This is a genomic window from Sporanaerobium hydrogeniformans, assembly GCF_002735925.1.
Lineage (GTDB): Bacteria > Bacillota > Clostridia > Lachnospirales > Cellulosilyticaceae > Sporanaerobium > Sporanaerobium hydrogeniformans.
In genome coordinates this window covers 118585-135614 of record NZ_PEDL01000002.1, presented here as the reverse complement: position 1 = coordinate 135614, position 17030 = coordinate 118585, and the positions used below count along the sequence as shown (strand labels likewise).

The 17030-nt window shown below is 34.6% G+C and carries 16 protein-coding genes; 2 read left to right on the top strand and 14 right to left on the bottom strand.

The features are described from left to right. Positions 1–145 precede the first annotated feature (145 nt). From secF to CS063_RS03495, 5 genes are all read right to left on the bottom strand, one after another. Positions 146–1060 carry a protein translocase subunit SecF gene (secF, locus tag CS063_RS03515; RefSeq protein ID WP_099448305.1) on the bottom strand — a complete coding sequence of 305 codons (915 nt, stop codon included), beginning with the start codon at positions 1058–1060 and terminating at the stop codon, positions 146–148. Positions 1061–1063: 3 nt separating this feature from the next. After that, positions 1064–2446: a protein translocase subunit SecD gene (gene secD / locus CS063_RS03510; RefSeq protein WP_099448304.1), complete on the bottom strand. Its 1383-nt coding sequence runs from the start codon at positions 2444–2446 to the stop codon at positions 1064–1066. Between the two features lie 118 nt (positions 2447–2564). Beyond that, positions 2565–3923 (bottom strand): thioether cross-link-forming SCIFF peptide maturase, encoded by a 1359-nt coding sequence (gene scfB / locus CS063_RS03505; protein WP_099448303.1) that lies wholly within the window; start codon positions 3921–3923, stop codon positions 2565–2567. A 79-nt stretch (positions 3924–4002) separates the two neighbouring features. After that, positions 4003–4140, bottom strand: coding sequence for a six-cysteine ranthipeptide SCIFF (gene scfA, locus CS063_RS03500; RefSeq protein WP_069997359.1), 138 nt, complete (start codon positions 4138–4140; stop codon positions 4003–4005). Between the two features lie 74 nt (positions 4141–4214). Beyond that, positions 4215–4619 carry a TIGR04086 family membrane protein gene (locus tag CS063_RS03495; protein ID WP_099448302.1) on the bottom strand — a complete coding sequence of 135 codons (405 nt, stop codon included), beginning with the start codon at positions 4617–4619 and terminating at the stop codon, positions 4215–4217. An 89-nt stretch (positions 4620–4708) separates the two neighbouring features. Here CS063_RS03495 and CS063_RS03490 point away from each other — a divergent pair, with 89 nt between their 5' ends. After that, positions 4709–5554, top strand: coding sequence for a PHP domain-containing protein (locus CS063_RS03490; protein ID WP_180270662.1), 846 nt, complete (start codon positions 4709–4711; stop codon positions 5552–5554). A gap of 100 nt (positions 5555–5654) precedes the next feature. Here CS063_RS03490 and CS063_RS03485 read toward each other — a convergent pair whose 3' ends face one another. After that, a complete protein-coding gene (locus CS063_RS03485; RefSeq protein WP_180270661.1) occupies positions 5655–6572 on the bottom strand; it encodes a copper amine oxidase N-terminal domain-containing protein in 918 nt (305 codons plus the stop codon). 135 nt (positions 6573–6707) lie between these two features. Then, positions 6708–7067, bottom strand: coding sequence for a hypothetical protein (locus CS063_RS03480; protein ID WP_099448299.1), 360 nt, complete (start codon positions 7065–7067; stop codon positions 6708–6710). Positions 7068–7229: 162 nt separating this feature from the next. Between CS063_RS03480 and abc-f the strand changes: the two genes are divergently transcribed. Further along, on the top strand, positions 7230–8786 hold the full coding sequence (gene abc-f / locus CS063_RS03475) for a ribosomal protection-like ABC-F family protein (protein ID WP_099448298.1): 1557 nt from the start codon (positions 7230–7232) through the stop codon (positions 8784–8786). An 86-nt stretch (positions 8787–8872) separates the two neighbouring features. Here the strand turns inward: abc-f and CS063_RS03470 are convergent, their stop codons facing one another. The 7 genes from CS063_RS03470 to CS063_RS03440 form a co-directional block, all read right to left on the bottom strand. Next, positions 8873–10738, bottom strand: coding sequence for an ABC transporter ATP-binding protein (locus CS063_RS03470; protein WP_099448297.1), 1866 nt, complete (start codon positions 10736–10738; stop codon positions 8873–8875). Further along, positions 10738–12468, bottom strand: coding sequence for an ABC transporter ATP-binding protein (locus CS063_RS03465; RefSeq protein WP_099448296.1), 1731 nt, complete (start codon positions 12466–12468; stop codon positions 10738–10740). Before CS063_RS03465 ends, CS063_RS03470 begins: the two co-directional genes overlap by 1 nt. A gap of 30 nt (positions 12469–12498) precedes the next feature. Beyond that, positions 12499–13113 carry a TetR/AcrR family transcriptional regulator gene (locus tag CS063_RS03460; RefSeq protein WP_099448295.1) on the bottom strand — a complete coding sequence of 205 codons (615 nt, stop codon included), beginning with the start codon at positions 13111–13113 and terminating at the stop codon, positions 12499–12501. Between the two features lie 233 nt (positions 13114–13346). Beyond that, the gene (locus CS063_RS03455; protein ID WP_099448294.1) at positions 13347–14609 is read right to left on the bottom strand and encodes an O-acetylhomoserine aminocarboxypropyltransferase/cysteine synthase family protein; all 1263 of its coding nucleotides are present in this window, start codon (positions 14607–14609) and stop codon (positions 13347–13349) included. Between the two features lie 161 nt (positions 14610–14770). Then, entirely contained in the window at positions 14771–15274 is a 504-nt protein-coding gene (locus CS063_RS03450; protein ID WP_099448293.1) for a GNAT family N-acetyltransferase, read from the bottom strand. 124 nt (positions 15275–15398) lie between these two features. Beyond that, on the bottom strand, positions 15399–16205 hold the full coding sequence (gene yidA / locus CS063_RS03445; RefSeq protein ID WP_099448292.1) for a sugar-phosphatase: 807 nt from the start codon (positions 16203–16205) through the stop codon (positions 15399–15401). Between the two features lie 143 nt (positions 16206–16348). Then, a complete protein-coding gene (locus CS063_RS03440; protein WP_099448291.1) occupies positions 16349–16873 on the bottom strand; it encodes a hypothetical protein in 525 nt (174 codons plus the stop codon). Positions 16874–17030 lie beyond the last annotated feature (157 nt).

Genomic DNA, 17030 nt, shown 5'->3' with positions numbered 1-17030 from the left:
TCCTTATTCTTTACTATTATTATACCAAAGCAACATGTAATTACTATGTATTTAGAATAATTTTATTAAAAAAGAAGATAAGTAATAGTTTGAAACTTACTATTACTTATCTTCTTTTAATAAAAATAATAACTCATTTATCTCTTTAAGCAGTTTTAGGTTTACCATTCTTTTTCTTATTTTTTTTACTTTTACTCATTATATACCAAAGTGGGCTAGCAATAAAAATAGAAGAATAGGTTCCTGCAACAATCCCAATAATCAGTGGAAAAGCAAATTGTTTTACAGAATCAGCACCTAATATAAAGAGAAGAACAATCATAATAAGTGTTGTAAGAGAAGTATAAATAGAACGTGATAACGTTTGATTGATACTTGTATTAATAATGTCTATATGATCTGTTATCATCTTACCTTTATTTTCACGAATACGGTCAAAAATAATAATCGTATCATTGATAGAATAACCTACAATAGTTAACATAGCTGCAATAAAGGAATTATTAAGTGGTATACGGAAAACGGAATATACTGCTAACATAATTAAAACATCATGCATAAGAGCAATTACTGCACTGGCACCAAACTTAAAGTCTTTAAAACGAAAAGAAATATAAATAAGAATTAAAACAGCACCTAAAACAACTGCTTTTAAAGCACCTAATTTAATTTCTCCACTAATAGAAGGTGACACGTCAGAGTCTGCACGTGCTTGATCATCTTTTAAATTATACTTTTCTTTAATTGCTTCAAATAACTTGATACGAGAGTCTGCATCTGCACGTGTCATCGTAATAATAACATCCGTATTATCTGCTGCTGTAATACGAGGATTCGCATCTCCTGTGATTTCCTTGGTAAGTTCCACTAACTCTTCTTTAATTGTCCCAGTTAATTTTTGCTCAATATTCACTTGAATAAGTGAACCTCCCTTAAACTCAATATCTTGTTCAAAGGCTCCTTTTCCTGTAAAGCCATTAAAGCACATGGTAAGTAGCCCAATCGCTATAACAACTAATGATGCGATAAAAAACTTATTTTTATTCTCAATAAACTTCATTGTTTAGGCCTCCTTACTTTGCTTTTTAACTATTGCATAAAAAGCTGGTTTTCTAATGTCCATATTTACAAATGCTTTGAGTAAAATACGTGTCACTACTAGAGCTGTAAACATAGATATGACAATACCAATACCCAGTGTTGTTGCAAAGCTCTTAATAAGACCTGTACCAAATATATAAAGTACCACAGCAGCAATAAGGGTTGTTACATTACCATCTAAAATAGCACTGAAGGCCTTTTGGAACCCTGCATCTACTGCTGAACGTACTGAACGTCCTAAGTTTAACTCCTCTTTAATACGTACAAAGATAATAATATTTGCATCTACTGCCATACCTATTGAAAGCAAAATACCTGCAATACCAGGTAAAGTAAGTGTGGCTTCCATCGCTGTTAAAACAAGAATAAGAAGTGCTATATAGAGTGTAAGAGCGATATCTGCAGCTAGTCCACATCCTCTATACATCACACCCATAAAGATTAAAATAAGGATAAATCCGATAAGACCTGCTATTAAACTTGAGTTTAGAGAGTCTAGACCAAGCTTTGCCCCAATCCCCATTGAGTTTACTGGCTCTAAAGCAAAAGGAAGGGCTCCAGCATTAATACCATCTGCTAGCTCCTGAGCACTTTCAATTGTAAAACTACCACTAATTTGCCCTTTTCCATCTTGAATATGTGCTTGAATGGTAGGTGCAGATAAGAAGGTCTCATCCAATAAGATAAAAATTTGTTCCCCTATATGGTCTTTTGTGAAGTCAGAAAAAAGTTTTGTTCCTTCACTATCCATCTCTACGCTTACCACTATTTCTGTACCAGCATTACCATTATAGGCTTGTGGTGTAGCTTTTTGTACATTTTTACCCGTTACAATCTCATTCCCTTGCATATCCACAAAACGCAAAAGCCCTGCTGCCCCAATTTCTTCAATAGCTTTTTGTGGGTCATCTACTCCTGGGATATCCACACGAATACGTTTGTTCCCTTCTTGTGAAACTTCTGCCTCCGTATACCCCTTTGCATCCAGTCTCTTTTGAATCATGAGACGGGCTGCTGACATTTCTTCTGCAGTAGGAGCTCTATCTAACTTAGGCTCATACACAATATTTACTCCACCTTGAAGGTCAAGTCCGAGTCTAATTTTCTTTTGAGCAATTTGTGGAAGCTTTGTTTCTTCTGTAGTCTCTTCTTTTGCTTCTTCATCCTTTACTTCTTTAGCTTGCTCAGTTTCCGCCTTTGTTTCTTGTGTCACTTCTACTTTTGCTACTTGCTCTTTGCCAACTCCCATACATGCTAGAACAGCTAAGCCACTTATAGCGGCTACAAGTATGAGCATGCCTAGAAAGACAAAAATACTTTTCGCTTTCGTATTCTTTCCCTTCATTATACTTCCTCCTTAAGATCCCTCTTAAAAAATAATATGTCCTATTGATTATATAATTTGTGAAAAATATAGTCAATTAAAAAGGTGTATTCTGTAAAATTTTATTACTTTTTACTTCTTATTCGCTTTCAAGTAACTCTGCCTTTATTCCAACCGCACATTCAATACGCTTCTTTTGAAGGGCACAGCCTATTTCATAAACAGAGTTTATCGTACCATGAAAATTATAAGAATTAGCTGCACAGCCTCCACTACATTGGAATTTCGCCCAACAGGATTTACACATCTCTTTGCTATAAACATTACACTTTTCAAACTCAGCACGTTTTTCTAGGTTCGTTATACCTTGTTTCACATCTCCCATTTTAAATTCTGGAAGACCCACAAATTGATGACAGGGATAAAGATCACCATCAGGTGTTACAGCCAAATACTCTGTACCTGACCCACAGCCTGCTAAACGCTTATGTACACAAGGTCCTCCTTCTAAATCAATCATAAAATGGAAAAAGTTAAATCCTTTTCCTTGTTTAGTTAGCTTCACCATATGTTTAGCAAGCGTTTCATATTCTTTACAAAGCTGGCTCACATCTTCTTGCTGAAGTGCATAGTTCATTGTTGTTGGTGCCACTACTGGTTCAACTGAAACTTCATCAAAGCCTGCTTCATGGATATGCTTTACATCTTCAGCAAAATCAAGGTTATGACGGGTAAAGGTACCTCTTACGTAATATTGCTTGCCTTGCCTTTTTTCTACTAATTTTTTAAATTTAGGTAAAATCACCTCATAGCTTCCTTTACCATTACAAGTGGGTCGCATACGGTCATTAACTTCTGGACGACCATCTAAACTTAAAACCACGTTATACATATTTGCATTAAGATAATCAATTATTTCATCATTTAGTAAAACACCATTCGTTGTCATAGTAAAACGGAAAGTTTTACCTGATTCTGCCTCTCTAGAACGTGCATACTCTACAATTTGTTTCACTACTTCAAAATTCATTAAGGGTTCGCCACCAAAAAAATCAATTTCAATATTCTTACGATGTTTAGAATTTTGAATAATAAAGTCAATAGCATTTTTCCCTACTTCAAAACTCATCATACCACGTTCACCATGATATTCCCCTTCACCAGCAAAACAATATTGACAAGCAAGATTACAATCATGGGCTACATGAAGGCAAAGTGCTTTTACAACTGGTTCTCTTTCCAAGAAAGCAGGTACAAATTCTTCATATAGATCAGGGGTATATAACATTTGTTGCTCTTTTAAACTCATGAGTTCTTCATAAGCTTCTTCAATTTGCTCTTTTTCAAATTGTCCCGCATACTTAAGCATCAACTCCTCTTTGGATAAAGTCTCTGCTTCTTCTACTAAGGTATAAGCTACATCATCTAATAGATGAATGCTTCCACTGTGTATATCCATGACAATGTTACTGTTTTCAAATTTAAACTTGTGAATCATTTATTTTCCCTTCCTCTATCTTTTATGAAATACGCTCAAAAATAAAAGCAGCGACATAACGTCACTGCTGCATGCAAAATTATTTTTCGCAAGCTTGGTTTCCTACAGTACAAGATGTTTTACATGCTGATTGACATGAAGTTTGGCATTCACCACAACCACCTTTTTTAGCACTGCATGGTAAGTTTTTAGTGTTTAATGTTTTAATATGCTTCATACTAACATTCTCCCTCCTCATTACAAACCAGACTTATTATACCATATCTTGACAAGCTTGCATAGCTTACAGTTCTATTTTTGACAGTTTACTGAAACCATTCCAGCTACGGCACTACTTAGTACTATCACAACTACAACAAGAAATAAACTACTAGGTGCAACAGCTTTGAGACTACCTGTTAAAGTTCCTAATATTAAAAATAGAACAAAATACAACGCACCTCCTATCGTTCCCCACTTATAGCCATTTCTAGACTCCACCTTAGCTGTATCAAAACCAGCTAAAAATGCGGAGAGCATAATACCGAGCATAACAATCCAGTTTTCCACAGCTGGTGATGCATTGGTGTATGTAAGTAGGATAGAACCAAGTAAGATAAAAATAGCAGTTACAACGTAGGCCATTACATTTGCTTTAATAAGGGTCATAAAAACAGTGGGCATATCAAGAGGTTCTTTACTTTTATGTTTGGGCATATTCCTTCCTCCTTCTTATTCTACTCTTATTATTTTACGTACATTTAACCCCAAGTATGATAAAATAATAAATGAAGGAGGCATTACTTATGAAACAAATTGATTTGCATGTTCATTCCACCATTTCAGACGGGACACTTACCCCTACAGAGTTAGCTATTTATGCTAAAGAAAAAGGACTAAGTGCCATTGCATTAACAGACCATGATACAATAGATGGTATTGCTGAGTGTCAGCAAAAAGGTGAAGAACTCGGCCTTGAGGTCATACCAGGTATTGAATTTGCTGCCGAATACCAAAATAGAGAAATCCATATTCTTGGCTATTTTATTGACCCTAAAAATGTATTTCTTAAAAACAAACTAAAAAGTATTTTAGCAAGGCGTCATGCCCGTAATCTCCAAATGCTCACACAATGTGAGAGTTTGGGCTTCATCTTTAATGAAGAAGATAAGCTACTTCTGAGTGACCCTTATGTGGTTGCCACAAGAGCTCATTTTGCTAATGCATTTTTTCATAAAGGCTATGTAGAAACGCGTTTGGAAGCTTTTGAAAAATATTTGAATCGTGGAAAACCTTGTTATGTATCACGTAAACGCTTTACCCCTGAAGAATGTATTGCTACTATTCATGCAGCAGGAGGCCTAGCTGTTCTTGCTCATCCCCTACTCTATCATTTTGAAAATGAGCAATTTGAAGTGCTTTTATCTACTTTAAAAGCGGATGGCTTAGATGGACTTGAAACACTTTATTGCACTCATGAGCATACTGATGTCCTTAGCTTATTAGAATGTTGCTTAAAATACAAACTTTTACCCACAGGTGGTAGCGACTTCCATGGCGAAAATAAACCTGGGCTTGACCTTGGTACGGGCTATGGCAAGCTTGCCATTCCTTATGATATTTTAGAAAGTCTTAAACACAAACATAGCTAAAAAAAGATGACTTCTGTAGCATACAGAAATCATCTTTTAAGTGTTGCCTAGTCTCTTTTTTAGTACTCTACTTTATAGGGTACATTTTCTTTTTTATACTTTATTTGTTGATATAAAAACCATAACCATTCATATTTATTTCATAAGCAAGAGTATAGCCCTTTTCTTTATACTCTTCTTCATGTTTTTCTGTAAAAAGCGTATCAATGACCTTCTTTGAAAACTTTTGTCCTAATACCTCTCTAATCATTTGATAACTCATTTCTTTGTCTAATGATTTATAATCTGAAAAATCAAATCCCATAAACACTTCATAGTAACCTAAGTCATTAAAGTTATCATCATATTTAGGAATAGTTGTAGAACCAAATACAGATACTCCAAAAGGCTGTTCAATAATAATACCTGTTGCTTGTGTTAAGTCATCTTTGATGACAGTTCCCTCATAAAGAGGAATGTCAAAGCCACAAAGTGAGTAGGTGCCTGTTACAACATATTTATTTTGTTCTTGTTCTACTTGTGTATGGTTAGTAATGATTTCAGTTAATGTTTCCCCTTCTGCTGAGGTTACTTCTCCTACTGTCGGAACTTCCACTACACTTTCAGAAGCCGTATCAATAGATACTGTAAATGTCTTAGGATCCCAATTTACTTTACCGTCTAAGCTTTCGCTTACAAAACGCGCTGGAACATAGGTTGTCCCCTCTTTTACAAAAGGTGCCGTTTCAAAAACCCCAGCTTTATTGTCTACTAAGTAATCTTTTTTATCAATAAAAAGCTTAATAAGCTTATTCCCCTTTGTAAGAAGGGCTGATTTTTCTTCTCCATTCCACTCTACTTTTGCCCCCAAGGCTTCACTTACAAAACGTAAAGGCACGTAAGTTCTTTCTTCAAGAAGTAATGGTTTTGCCAATGTAGCAGCTTCTCCATTAATAACAATTTTTAAATCTGCTGCTTGTAGGCTATTTGTTAACATTAAAGAAGAGAGAAGTATAGCTGATAATTTTTTTCTATTCATCATTAAAGTCCTTTCACAGGTTAAATTTTAGATTATCTTCTTAAGTTACTATACTTAATATTTAATGATTTTTCAATCATTTTTATTGATAAATTCATATTTTTTCGACAAAAAGCTACATTTCTCTCTTCTTCCTTAAACTTTGGCATATAGCATTACTTTTTCTTTATAAAAATCATAGAAAATTCCAGCAACAATTTCTGTATACTTTCCATTATCATTAATCCATGCACGTGCCTCCTCTATACAGCACACCCTTTCAAAAATCTCCCTTACATTTTGTCTACGCGTTTCATCTACCATTTCTTTAAGTCTTTTATAATGCACCACTACATTAAGCTTACATTCTTTAGTAGCTCTGTGTATAAAACGCTCTTCATATCCATCTTTTATTGTATCTAAAAGCAAACTAAATAATTGGTCATCATTGTATTCCTTTATAAAACCCTCTCTCAGTACTGTCGCTATTTTTATGTCATTTTCTCTTCCAGTCATTTCTAGTTCTCCTTATAAAATAAAAATGTTACCTATCTATTCTACTCTAAATTCCCTTTTTTGTGTAGGTAAAATAATTTACAATAAGGAAACACTATACTTTTTTTATTTTTTCTATTATCATAAAAAGGATGTATTTTATAATTTATAAGGAGAAAGAAGATGAGTATACTAAACGTAAAAAATGTCACTCATGGCTTTGGAGCCCGTGGAATTTTAGAAGATGTCTCTTTTCGGCTCTTAAAAGGTGAGCATGTTGCCTTAGTTGGTGCTAACGGAGAGGGAAAATCGACTTTTTTAAATATTATTACTGGAAAATTAATGCCTGATGAAGGAACTATTGAATGGTCTAACCGTGTAACTGTCGGCTACCTGGATCAACATTCTGCCTTAGAACCTGGAAGTACTATAAGAGACAATCTGCGCCTTGCCTTTAATCATCTTTTTGAACTTGAAACTGAAATGCTTGGTTTATATGAAAGCATGGGCGAAGCAGATGATAATCAAGTAGCTAAGATGATGGAGGATGCTGCTGAAATCCAAAATATATTAGATACAAGTGGTTTTTATTCTCTTGACGCTAAAATTGAAGAGGTAGCTCAAGGTCTTGGCTTAGGTGATATTGGTCTTGACCGTCAAGTAGATGAATTAAGTGGGGGACAACGTACGAAGGTTCTTTTAACGAAACTCCTTCTCGAAAATCCCACTATTCTTATATTAGATGAACCCACAAACTATTTAGATGAAAATCATATTGAATGGTTAACACGCTACTTACAAAACTATGAAAATGCCTTTATCCTTGTTTCTCATGATATCCCCTTTATTAATGCTGTATGCAATCTCATTTATCATGTAGAAAACTGCGAACTCACACGCTATGTAGGTAATTATGATGATTTTAAACGTCTCTATGAACTCAAAAAACGTCAACAAGAGCAAGCCTATGAACGTCAACAAAAAGAAATCGATAAACTCGAGGACTTTATTGCTCGTAACAAAGCGCGTGTAGCAACCACTGGTATGGCAAAAAGCCGTCAAAAACAGCTTGATAAAATGGATATTATCGAAAAAGTACATGAGAAACCAAAACCTATTTTCAATTTTAAACCTTACAAAGCGCCTAGTCGTTTCCTCATTGAAGCAGATGATTTAGTACTTGGCTATGATACCCCTCTTACAAGTCCACTTACTTTTAAATTAGAGCGTGGGCAAAAAGTGGCTATTTGTGGAGTGAATGGATTAGGTAAATCGACTCTTTTAAAAACTCTACTTGGCATTATTAAACCTATCTCTGGGAAAGTAGAATTTGGTGAAAATGTGAAGTATGGCTATTTCGAACAAGAAGATACACGTAACAATACCCATACAGCACTTGAAGAAATTTGGAACCTCTACCCTTCTATGAGTAATCACGAGGTACGTACAGCGCTTGCTAAATGTGGTCTTACCACTGACCATATTACAAGCCCAATGAAAGTTCTCTCTGGTGGAGAAAATGCAAAGGTACGCCTTTGCAAACTCCTTATGGAAGAACTTAATTTACTTGTTTTAGACGAACCAACTAATCACCTTGACCCAGAAGCTAAAGATGAGCTAGAAAAGGCTATTCGTGAATTTAAAGGAACCGTTCTTCTTGTTTGCCACGAACCTTATTTTTATCAAAGCTTCGTAACAGATGTTTGGAATGTAGAAAACTGGACAACTAAAATCATTTAATTACCCTACTTTTATAAAAAGAGCCATAAAACTAGAAAAATAGTTTTATGGCTTTAATTATTAACTATCAATTATCCAATAACCTTTTAAGAAACTGCAAACTGGCTATTATAGAGACTTGCATAAAAATCACCTTTCGCAAGAAGTTCTTCATGCGTTCCTTGCTCAATAATATCTCCGTCTTTCATCACTAAAATAAGATCTGCATCTCTAATTGTAGATAAGCGATGTGCAATAACAAAACTTGTTCTACCCTTCATCAAGGTTTCCATTGCTTTTTGAATGAGTACTTCTGTACGCGTATCAACTGAGCTTGTTGCTTCATCTAAAATAAGGATTTTAGGGTCTGCTAATAGGGCCCTAGCTATCGTTAGAAGTTGCTTTTGACCTTGTGAAACATTACTAGCTTCTTCATTAAGTACCATTTGATACCCTGCAGGTAAAGTACGTATAAAACTATCTACATGGGCTGCTTTAGCTGCCTTAATAACTTCTTGGTCAGTAGCATTCATTTTACTATAACGAATGTTTTCCATGATAGTAGCATTATAGAGCCATGTATCTTGAAGTACCATACCAAATAAAGCTCTTAAATCTTGCCTTGTAAAGTCGCAAATAGAGTGCCCATCAATTTTAATTTGACCTGCATTAATATCATAAAAACGCATAAGTAATTTAACAACCGTGGTTTTACCTGCTCCTGTAGGCCCTACAATAGCCACCTTTTTGCCTTGCGAAATATCTGCCGTGAAATTTTTGATAATTATTTTATCTGGGCTATAGCCAAAGCATACATTTTCAAAACTCACATGTCCCTCTACTTCTTGAAGCTTAAGTGGTGTTTTGCTTTCTTCCCTTTCCTCTTCTTCATCTAAAAATTCGAAGACACGTTCAGCTGCAGCTGCTGTAGACTGTAAAACATTTGAAATATTAGCTAATTGAGATATTGGTTGTGTAAACGAACGCATATATTGAATAAAAGCTTGAATATCTCCCACTTCAATCCTATTTTTAATAGCTAAATAGCCCCCTAAAATACAAACCAATACATACCCTAGGTTGCCTACAAACCCCATAACTGGCATCATTAAACCTGATAAAAATTGGGATTTCCATGCTGAATCATAAAGCTTATTATTATATTTTTGAAATTTTTCTAGAGATGCCTTTTCACCATTAAATGCTTTTACCACTACATGTCCTGAATACATTTCTTCTATATGCCCATTAATATGTCCTAAATAAGCTTGTTGCTCTTTAAAGTATTTTTGAGAGCTTTTTACAATAAGCATTACAAACCCTAGTGATAGTGGGATAACAATAAGGGCAGCTAATGTCATAGATGGACTAATACGTAGCATCATTACAAGTACACCAATAACTGTAGCTATTGAAGTAATAATTTGCGTCATACTTTGATTTAAAGTCTGACTTACCGTATCCACATCATTCGTAATGCGAGATAAAACTTCTCCATGGGTACGTCGATCAAAATACTTAAGAGGTAGACGGTTTATTTTCTCAGAAATATCCCGTCGCATTTCATAAGTCACTTTATTTGAAATACCTATCATCATCCAGTTCTGTATATAACTAAAGGCAGCTGAAATACTATAAAGTACCAGTAAGAAAATAAGGTATCTGCCAATAAATCTAAAGTCAACTTGCATTACGCCTGTTTGCATATATCGCATCATAGCTTCAAACAATTTCGTTGTTGCCTTCCCTAATAGAGAGGGGCCTACAATAGTAAATAGAGTGGATGCAATAGCAAAAATAACAACAGCTATAACACCTAATTTATAAGTGCTTAAATAAGTTATCAGCTTTTTCATAGTTCCTTTAAAGTCTTGTGCTTTCTCACCTGCACCCATACTTCTCATTCCCATATGGCCTCCCATTGGTCCTCTTGGACGTTTGGGCTGCTGTCTCATTTTATCTTGTTCATTCATTATGCTAGCTCCTCCTTGGATAATTGTGAGGAAGCAATCTCTCTGTAAACCTCACAAGATTTCATCAGCTCTTTATGAGTCCCTTTACCCACAATATGCCCTTCATCTAATACAATAATCTGCTCTGCATGACGAATGGTACTAATGCGCTGTGCTACAATAAATACCGTACTATCAGCAGTTGTTTTTTTAAGTGCTGCTCTTAGTAGGGCATCTGTCTTGAAATCAAGGGCTGAAAAACTATCATCAAAAATATACACTGGTGATTGTTTAGCCAATGCTCTCGCAATACAAAGACGCTGTTTTTGTCCTCCTGAAACATTGGTTCCACCTTGAGCGATCTGTTTCTCAAATCCTACATCTGCTCGATCAATAAACTCCTTGACTTGTGCTGTTTCTACTATTTCTTCTAGCACCTCTTTTGAAAGACTTTCTTTTCCATAGGCTAAATTACTTCTAATTGTTCCGGAAAAAAGCACTGCCTTTTGAGGTACATAGCCAATTTGTTCTCGGAGATCTTGCTGTGTCACTTGTCTAATATCGATACCATCTAATAAAATTTCTCCCTGTGTCACATCATAAAAACGTGGTATTAGATTAACAAGTGTCGATTTTCCACTTCCTGTTGAACCAATAAAAGCTGTTGTCTGTCCTGGTTTTGCTATAAAATTAATAGCGTGTAAAATATCCTCTTGTGCATCTGGATATCTAAAATATACATTTTTAAATTCTATCTCTCCTCTTACCTTTTCAGGCAAAGCAAGGAGTTTTTTAGGTTCTTTTATCGTTAACTCTGTTTCTAGCACTTCTGCTATCCTTATGGCAGAAACAGATGCTCGTGGCACCATAATAAACATCATTGAAATCATTAAGAAAGACATAATGATTTGCATAGCATATTGCATAAAAGCCATCATATCCCCTACTTGTATTTGTAAAGCAGCTACCCTTTGGGAACCTATCCATATGATAAGAATACTTACTAAATTCATAAGAAGCATCATAGCTGGCATCAGTAGTCCCATCGTACGGTTAACAAATAATTGTGTTCCTGCTAAATCTTTATTTACAGTATCAAAACGTTTTTCTTCAAATCTTTCTTTATTAAAAGCACGTATAACAAGCATTCCTGATAACTCTTCACGGGTTACCAAATTTAAACGGTCAATAAGCTTTTGTACTTTCTTAAACCTAGGCATCGCTAAGGAAAAGATAATACTAATTAGTCCTATTAAAATAATTACAGCAAGTGCAATAATCCAAGACATAGAAACATCTTTGGATAACGCTCTCAAAATCCCTCCAATACCCATGATAGGTGCATAACACATCATACGAATCATCATAAAAATAAGCATTTGTACTTGTGTAATATCATTGGTCGTACGTGTGATAAGAGACGCTGTAGAAAACTTTTCAAATTCTGCCTGTGAAAAGCTTTCTACCTTCTCAAATAAATCTTGCCTTAAGCTCTTGGCTACAGCTGCTGCCACACGTGCTGCAATAAAACCTACTGCCACAGCACAAAGTACACTTCCTAAAGAAACAACCAACATCCATGCACCTATCTTCAAAATATACCCTGTATCTCCACTTACAATTCCATTGTTTACAATATTAGACATATAATCAGGTAGTGCCAGTTCACACATAGCTTGCCCAAAAAGCAATAAAACTGCTAATAAAATAAAACCTAAGTAAGGCTTTAAATAATTAAATAATCGTGTCATTCATCTTCCTCCATTCATTTTACGTAAAGTCTATCCATTGTTTTTAAGTCCTCTTTTTATTATGCGTATTTGAAAACAAAATGTTTCCATACACTGCTCTTTTGTAGCCAATCCATTTAGATAAGGAGTTGCATTATGAAATATTGTATGCTTAAGGAGTTTAAATAAAAAAACTTTTTCTTTATCTTGTAAATGAAAAGAACTATAATCTACTCTTTGCTGCATAGCCTCATAATAGTGATAAAAACGATGTTTGTGAGAATGTGGTGCTACTTCATCCTTTAATTTTTCATTCATACTGAGCCAAATATTGCGAATGAAGCGCCTATTCTCCGGATGATTCCCCAGTTCTAATAAGTACTTAAAAAAATATTCAGCAGCCATAAACAAGTCACCCTGTGTGTCTTCTAAATAACCAATAAAGCATGTAAACATTTGCTTACCCATCTCACCTATTAAATAGACAAATAAGTCCTTCTTATCCTCAAAATATTGATAAAAGCTTCCTCTTGGAATTTCTGCCTTTTTAATAATATTAGCTATGGACGCTTCTTCAAAAAGAACTCTTGAAAATTCTTCTTTAGCCGCCTCTATAATCATCTTTCTTTTAGTTTCCGGTAAATTAAAAAAAGTTATCTTCGGCAAAATATTACTCCTTTCTCACAACATGACACTACGTCATATTCCTTATTTAGTATATATGACACAATGTCATATATCAATCTTTTTTATCTACATGCTAAAATTTTACTTTTAATCTTTCCCTAAACCCTATTATTTATTTAAAAAACAGCCTATCACCTTATGATTTTCATCATCAAGTGTTAGACTGTCTTCTTAATTAGAAATCTCTATTCATTTGGTTAGACTATACCGTTTTAAAGTTGATTTAAGCTCTGAGTTAAATCTTCTAAAATATCATCAATACTTTCCAAACCAACAGATACACGAATAAGTCCTGGATTAACACCAGCTGCTACTAGTTGTTCATCTGTTAATTGACGATGTGTTGCACTTGCTGGATGTAGTACACATGTACGAATATCTGCTACATGGACTTCATTAGATGCCAGTTTAAGTCCATCCATAAAACGTACTGCTGCTTCTTTTCCGCCCTTGATAACAATAGATATAACACCACAAGCCCCTTGTGGTAAATATTTTTGTCCTAATGCATAATACGGATCTTCTTTTAGACCTGCATAACGTACACTTTCAATTTTATCACTATCCTTAAAGAATTTGGCCACAGCTAGAGCATTTTCACAGTATTGCTTCATACGTATAGGTAAGGTTTCTAAACCAAGATTAAGCAAAAAGGCTGAATGAGCAGCTGGATAAGCCCCAAAATCTCTCATTAACTGCATTCTAGCTTTAATAATATAAGCCATATTCCCAAAATCTCTTGTATAAACTACACCATGATAAGATTCATCTGGTTCTGTAAACTCTGGGAATTTACCATTTGTCCAATCAAAGTTCCCACTGTCAACAATAACTCCCCCTACTTGCAGTGCATGCCCATCCATATACTTAGAAGTTGAATGTACCACAATATCTGCCCCAAACTCAAATGGTTTGCATAAAATTGGGGTAGCGAAGGTATTATCTATTATAAGAGGAACACCATTTTTGTGTGCTATTTTTGCAAATTTTTCAATATCTAACACAGCTAATGCCGGGTTAGCTAAAGTTTCTCCAAATACAGCTTTTGTATTGGGCTTAAAAGCCTTTTGGATCGTTTCTTCATCTGCATGGGCATCTACAAAAATACATTCAATGCCTAATTTCTTTAAACTTACAGCAAATAAATTAACCGTTCCTCCATAGATTGTTGAAGTACTGATGAAACTGTCTCCACTATTACATACATTTAATATAGAAAAAAGAGAAGCAGCTTGACCAGATGATGTACACATTGCTCCTACACCACCCTCTAGGTCAGCAATTTTCTTTTCTACTACTTCCACTGTAGGATTTGAAAAACGTGAATACATATGAGCAGTAGGCATATCAAAGAGTTCTCCTATACGCTCTGTTGAATCAAAAACATAGGTTGTACTTTGTACAATAGGCATAACACGTGGTGCCCCATTGGCAGGAGTATACCCAGAGTGTAGACATTTTGTTTCATCTTTCATGACTTATTCTCCTTTAATTTCAAATATTTTATACGTGTTTATTATTGTACCATAAAATAGCAATAAATCAATTTATATTAATTAATGAATAATTATTAAAAATGTATTCTATTTTCTCCCAAAAAAAGACATGCATCACCTCTGCATGTCTTTTTTAACATCTATAAAGGTTTAATCATCATTAAACCTTGGTTTTCACTTACTTCCAATTGTTCATCAATTAAATAAGATTCCATATAAAATACACCTTTGCCATCTGGTACATAACCCCTTTTAGCATATAGGTTTTGAGCTGCTTCATATTCTTCCGCTAACCCTACACCTGCGCTACTAAAAGTAGCTTTTTCTGCAATACGTACCTCTGCCTCATCCATTAATTTTGTAGCAATACCTGTCCTTCGGTAGTGCTCCACAACGCGAATGTCTTTAATCTCTGGTATCCCTTGCTCTCTGAAATCTTCATAATTACTTTCCCAAATTATGGTGACATACCCTACGATCTCGTTGCGTGAACAAGCAATAATCACATCTCTTTTACCACTTTCTTGTTCTTCATAGTAAGATGTATAGAGCCTTATACTATGTTCTGGTGAAAAAATAGCTAGAAGCTTATCGCAATCTTCCTTTTCCATCCTTCTCAGTACAATATCCCCATCCGTATCCATCAGTTCCCTCCTAAATTTGCCTTATATACCCTAGCATGTAGCCTTTACTCTCTATTATAAACACTTTCCTATATTGTTCAAGTCTTAATCATTTTTCATTATCTAAAAATAGCTTAGACAATAACTACACTGCTAGTATAAACTTTTCAATAACATGGGCCACCCCATCTTCATCATTACATGCTGTCACGAAGTCTGCAGCTTCCTTCACCTCTTCAAAAGCATTTCCCATGGCTACACCTAAACCAGCAAATTGGATCATGTCAAGATCGTTTCCTGCATCACCAATACAAATAATCTCCTCTTGTTTTATGCCAAGATACTCTGCTAAAGCTCTTACACCTGCTCCTTTTCCAGCCTTTTTATTTATAAATTCTAGAAAATAAGGTGCACTTTTTACAATCGTATATTTATCATAAATGTCAGTTGGTAGTTTTTTCATACCTTCCTCTAAAACGGAGGGTTCATCAATCATCATTACCTTAATGATATCTTCCTCCTGACTAATTAAGCTATAATCTACTTCTAAAACAGGAATACCATTAATTGTACCCTCTAACTCGGAGTATTTACTCATCTTAGGCGTAATACATCCTGCATTTGAAAAGGCATGAATATTGAGCCCTATTTGCTGTGAAAGAGCATATAATTCATGTAAATCTTTTCCTGTTAATATGTTTTTCTTAATAACTTCTCTTGTTGCTGTGTTTTGTATAATACTTCCATTAAAGCTTAATACATAATCTTGCTCTGAAACAAGGTTTAACTCTTCTAAATATTTTTGAAGACCTTCAATGGGTCTTCCTGATGCAAGTACTACTCTTACACCCTTATGACGTGCCTTACAAATAGCTTTTTGAGTAAAGCTTGAAATGGTTTTATCTTTTCTTAATAAGGTGCCATCCATATCTACTGCTATTAATTTATACATAAGCTCAACTCCTGTAACTTTCTATTCAAGATTTGATTCATGTTTATTATAACAGTTTCTTCTTTGGCAATATATCTTCTTTTATACTAAATTTAGGCTACTATTCCTTGTTTTTTTTAGCATATGTGACAATAATCAACATCTTACAAAGTGACACTTACATATTTTTCTAATATTTCTTGGATAACCTGTTTTTCATAGCTTGTAACTTGCCACACACTCCTTCTAATGACTAAACCTTTTCCTTTATATCTTAATTTAAGAATATCTTTACCTTTTCTCTCCTCAAACGTATAATCTAATATATTTTGCCATTCAATCGGTTCATTACATCTTCTTCCCATTAGTCCTTCCGTATAAAAAACCCATTCACTTTGTATCAGTCCTTCTTGCATATAATAGATTCCTAAGTAAATCACTGCTACGCCTAATAAAAGAGCTTCATTAAACGTTTTTGTCCATATGCTGATACAAACCATTCCTGAAAAAAGAAGAAGCAGTATAGCATTTCCTAGCATGAATATCTTTTCAACTTCAGATAGTTGTTGTTTGCTTTTTATAAGCTGTTTTTCAAGACATGCTTTGTAGCGTCTCTTCGCCCTAGGATAAACCTGTAAGATACTGAAAGTGCACAAAATAATAATACTACTTAAAATAATTTCTATCATGTCATTACTCCTTGCTATTACATCAAATTATTAATTTTTTAACTATTATTAGTATAGCATATTTATACTTCAATGTAATTAAGACTCTAAAAATAGTAAAAGGGACGGCTCATAAATACTTGAACCGTCCCTTTTAATCCCTTCAGCTCTCTATTTT

Coding starts and splice junctions, on each gene's coding strand:
- secF (WP_099448305.1), bottom strand. CDS start 1,060: ATGAAGTTTATTGAGAATAAAAATAAGTTTTTTATCGCATCATTAGTT.
- secD (WP_099448304.1), bottom strand. CDS start 2,446: ATGAAGGGAAAGAATACGAAAGCGAAAAGTATTTTTGTCTTTCTAGGC.
- scfB (WP_099448303.1), bottom strand. CDS start 3,923: ATGATTCACAAGTTTAAATTTGAAAACAGTAACATTGTCATGGATATA.
- scfA (WP_069997359.1), bottom strand. CDS start 4,140: ATGAAGCATATTAAAACATTAAACACTAAAAACTTACCATGCAGTGCT.
- CS063_RS03495 (WP_099448302.1), bottom strand. CDS start 4,619: ATGCCCAAACATAAAAGTAAAGAACCTCTTGATATGCCCACTGTTTTT.
- CS063_RS03490 (WP_180270662.1), top strand. CDS start 4,709: ATGAAACAAATTGATTTGCATGTTCATTCCACCATTTCAGACGGGACA.
- CS063_RS03485 (WP_180270661.1), bottom strand. CDS start 6,572: ATGAATAGAAAAAAATTATCAGCTATACTTCTCTCTTCTTTAATGTTA.
- CS063_RS03480 (WP_099448299.1), bottom strand. CDS start 7,067: ATGACTGGAAGAGAAAATGACATAAAAATAGCGACAGTACTGAGAGAG.
- abc-f (WP_099448298.1), top strand. CDS start 7,230: ATGAGTATACTAAACGTAAAAAATGTCACTCATGGCTTTGGAGCCCGT.
- CS063_RS03470 (WP_099448297.1), bottom strand. CDS start 10,738: ATGAATGAACAAGATAAAATGAGACAGCAGCCCAAACGTCCAAGAGGA.
- CS063_RS03465 (WP_099448296.1), bottom strand. CDS start 12,468: ATGACACGATTATTTAATTATTTAAAGCCTTACTTAGGTTTTATTTTA.
- CS063_RS03455 (WP_099448294.1), bottom strand. CDS start 14,609: ATGAAAGATGAAACAAAATGTCTACACTCTGGGTATACTCCTGCCAAT.
- CS063_RS03450 (WP_099448293.1), bottom strand. CDS start 15,274: ATGGATACGGATGGGGATATTGTACTGAGAAGGATGGAAAAGGAAGAT.
- yidA (WP_099448292.1), bottom strand. CDS start 16,205: ATGTATAAATTAATAGCAGTAGATATGGATGGCACCTTATTAAGAAAA.
- CS063_RS03440 (WP_099448291.1), bottom strand. CDS start 16,873: ATGATAGAAATTATTTTAAGTAGTATTATTATTTTGTGCACTTTCAGT.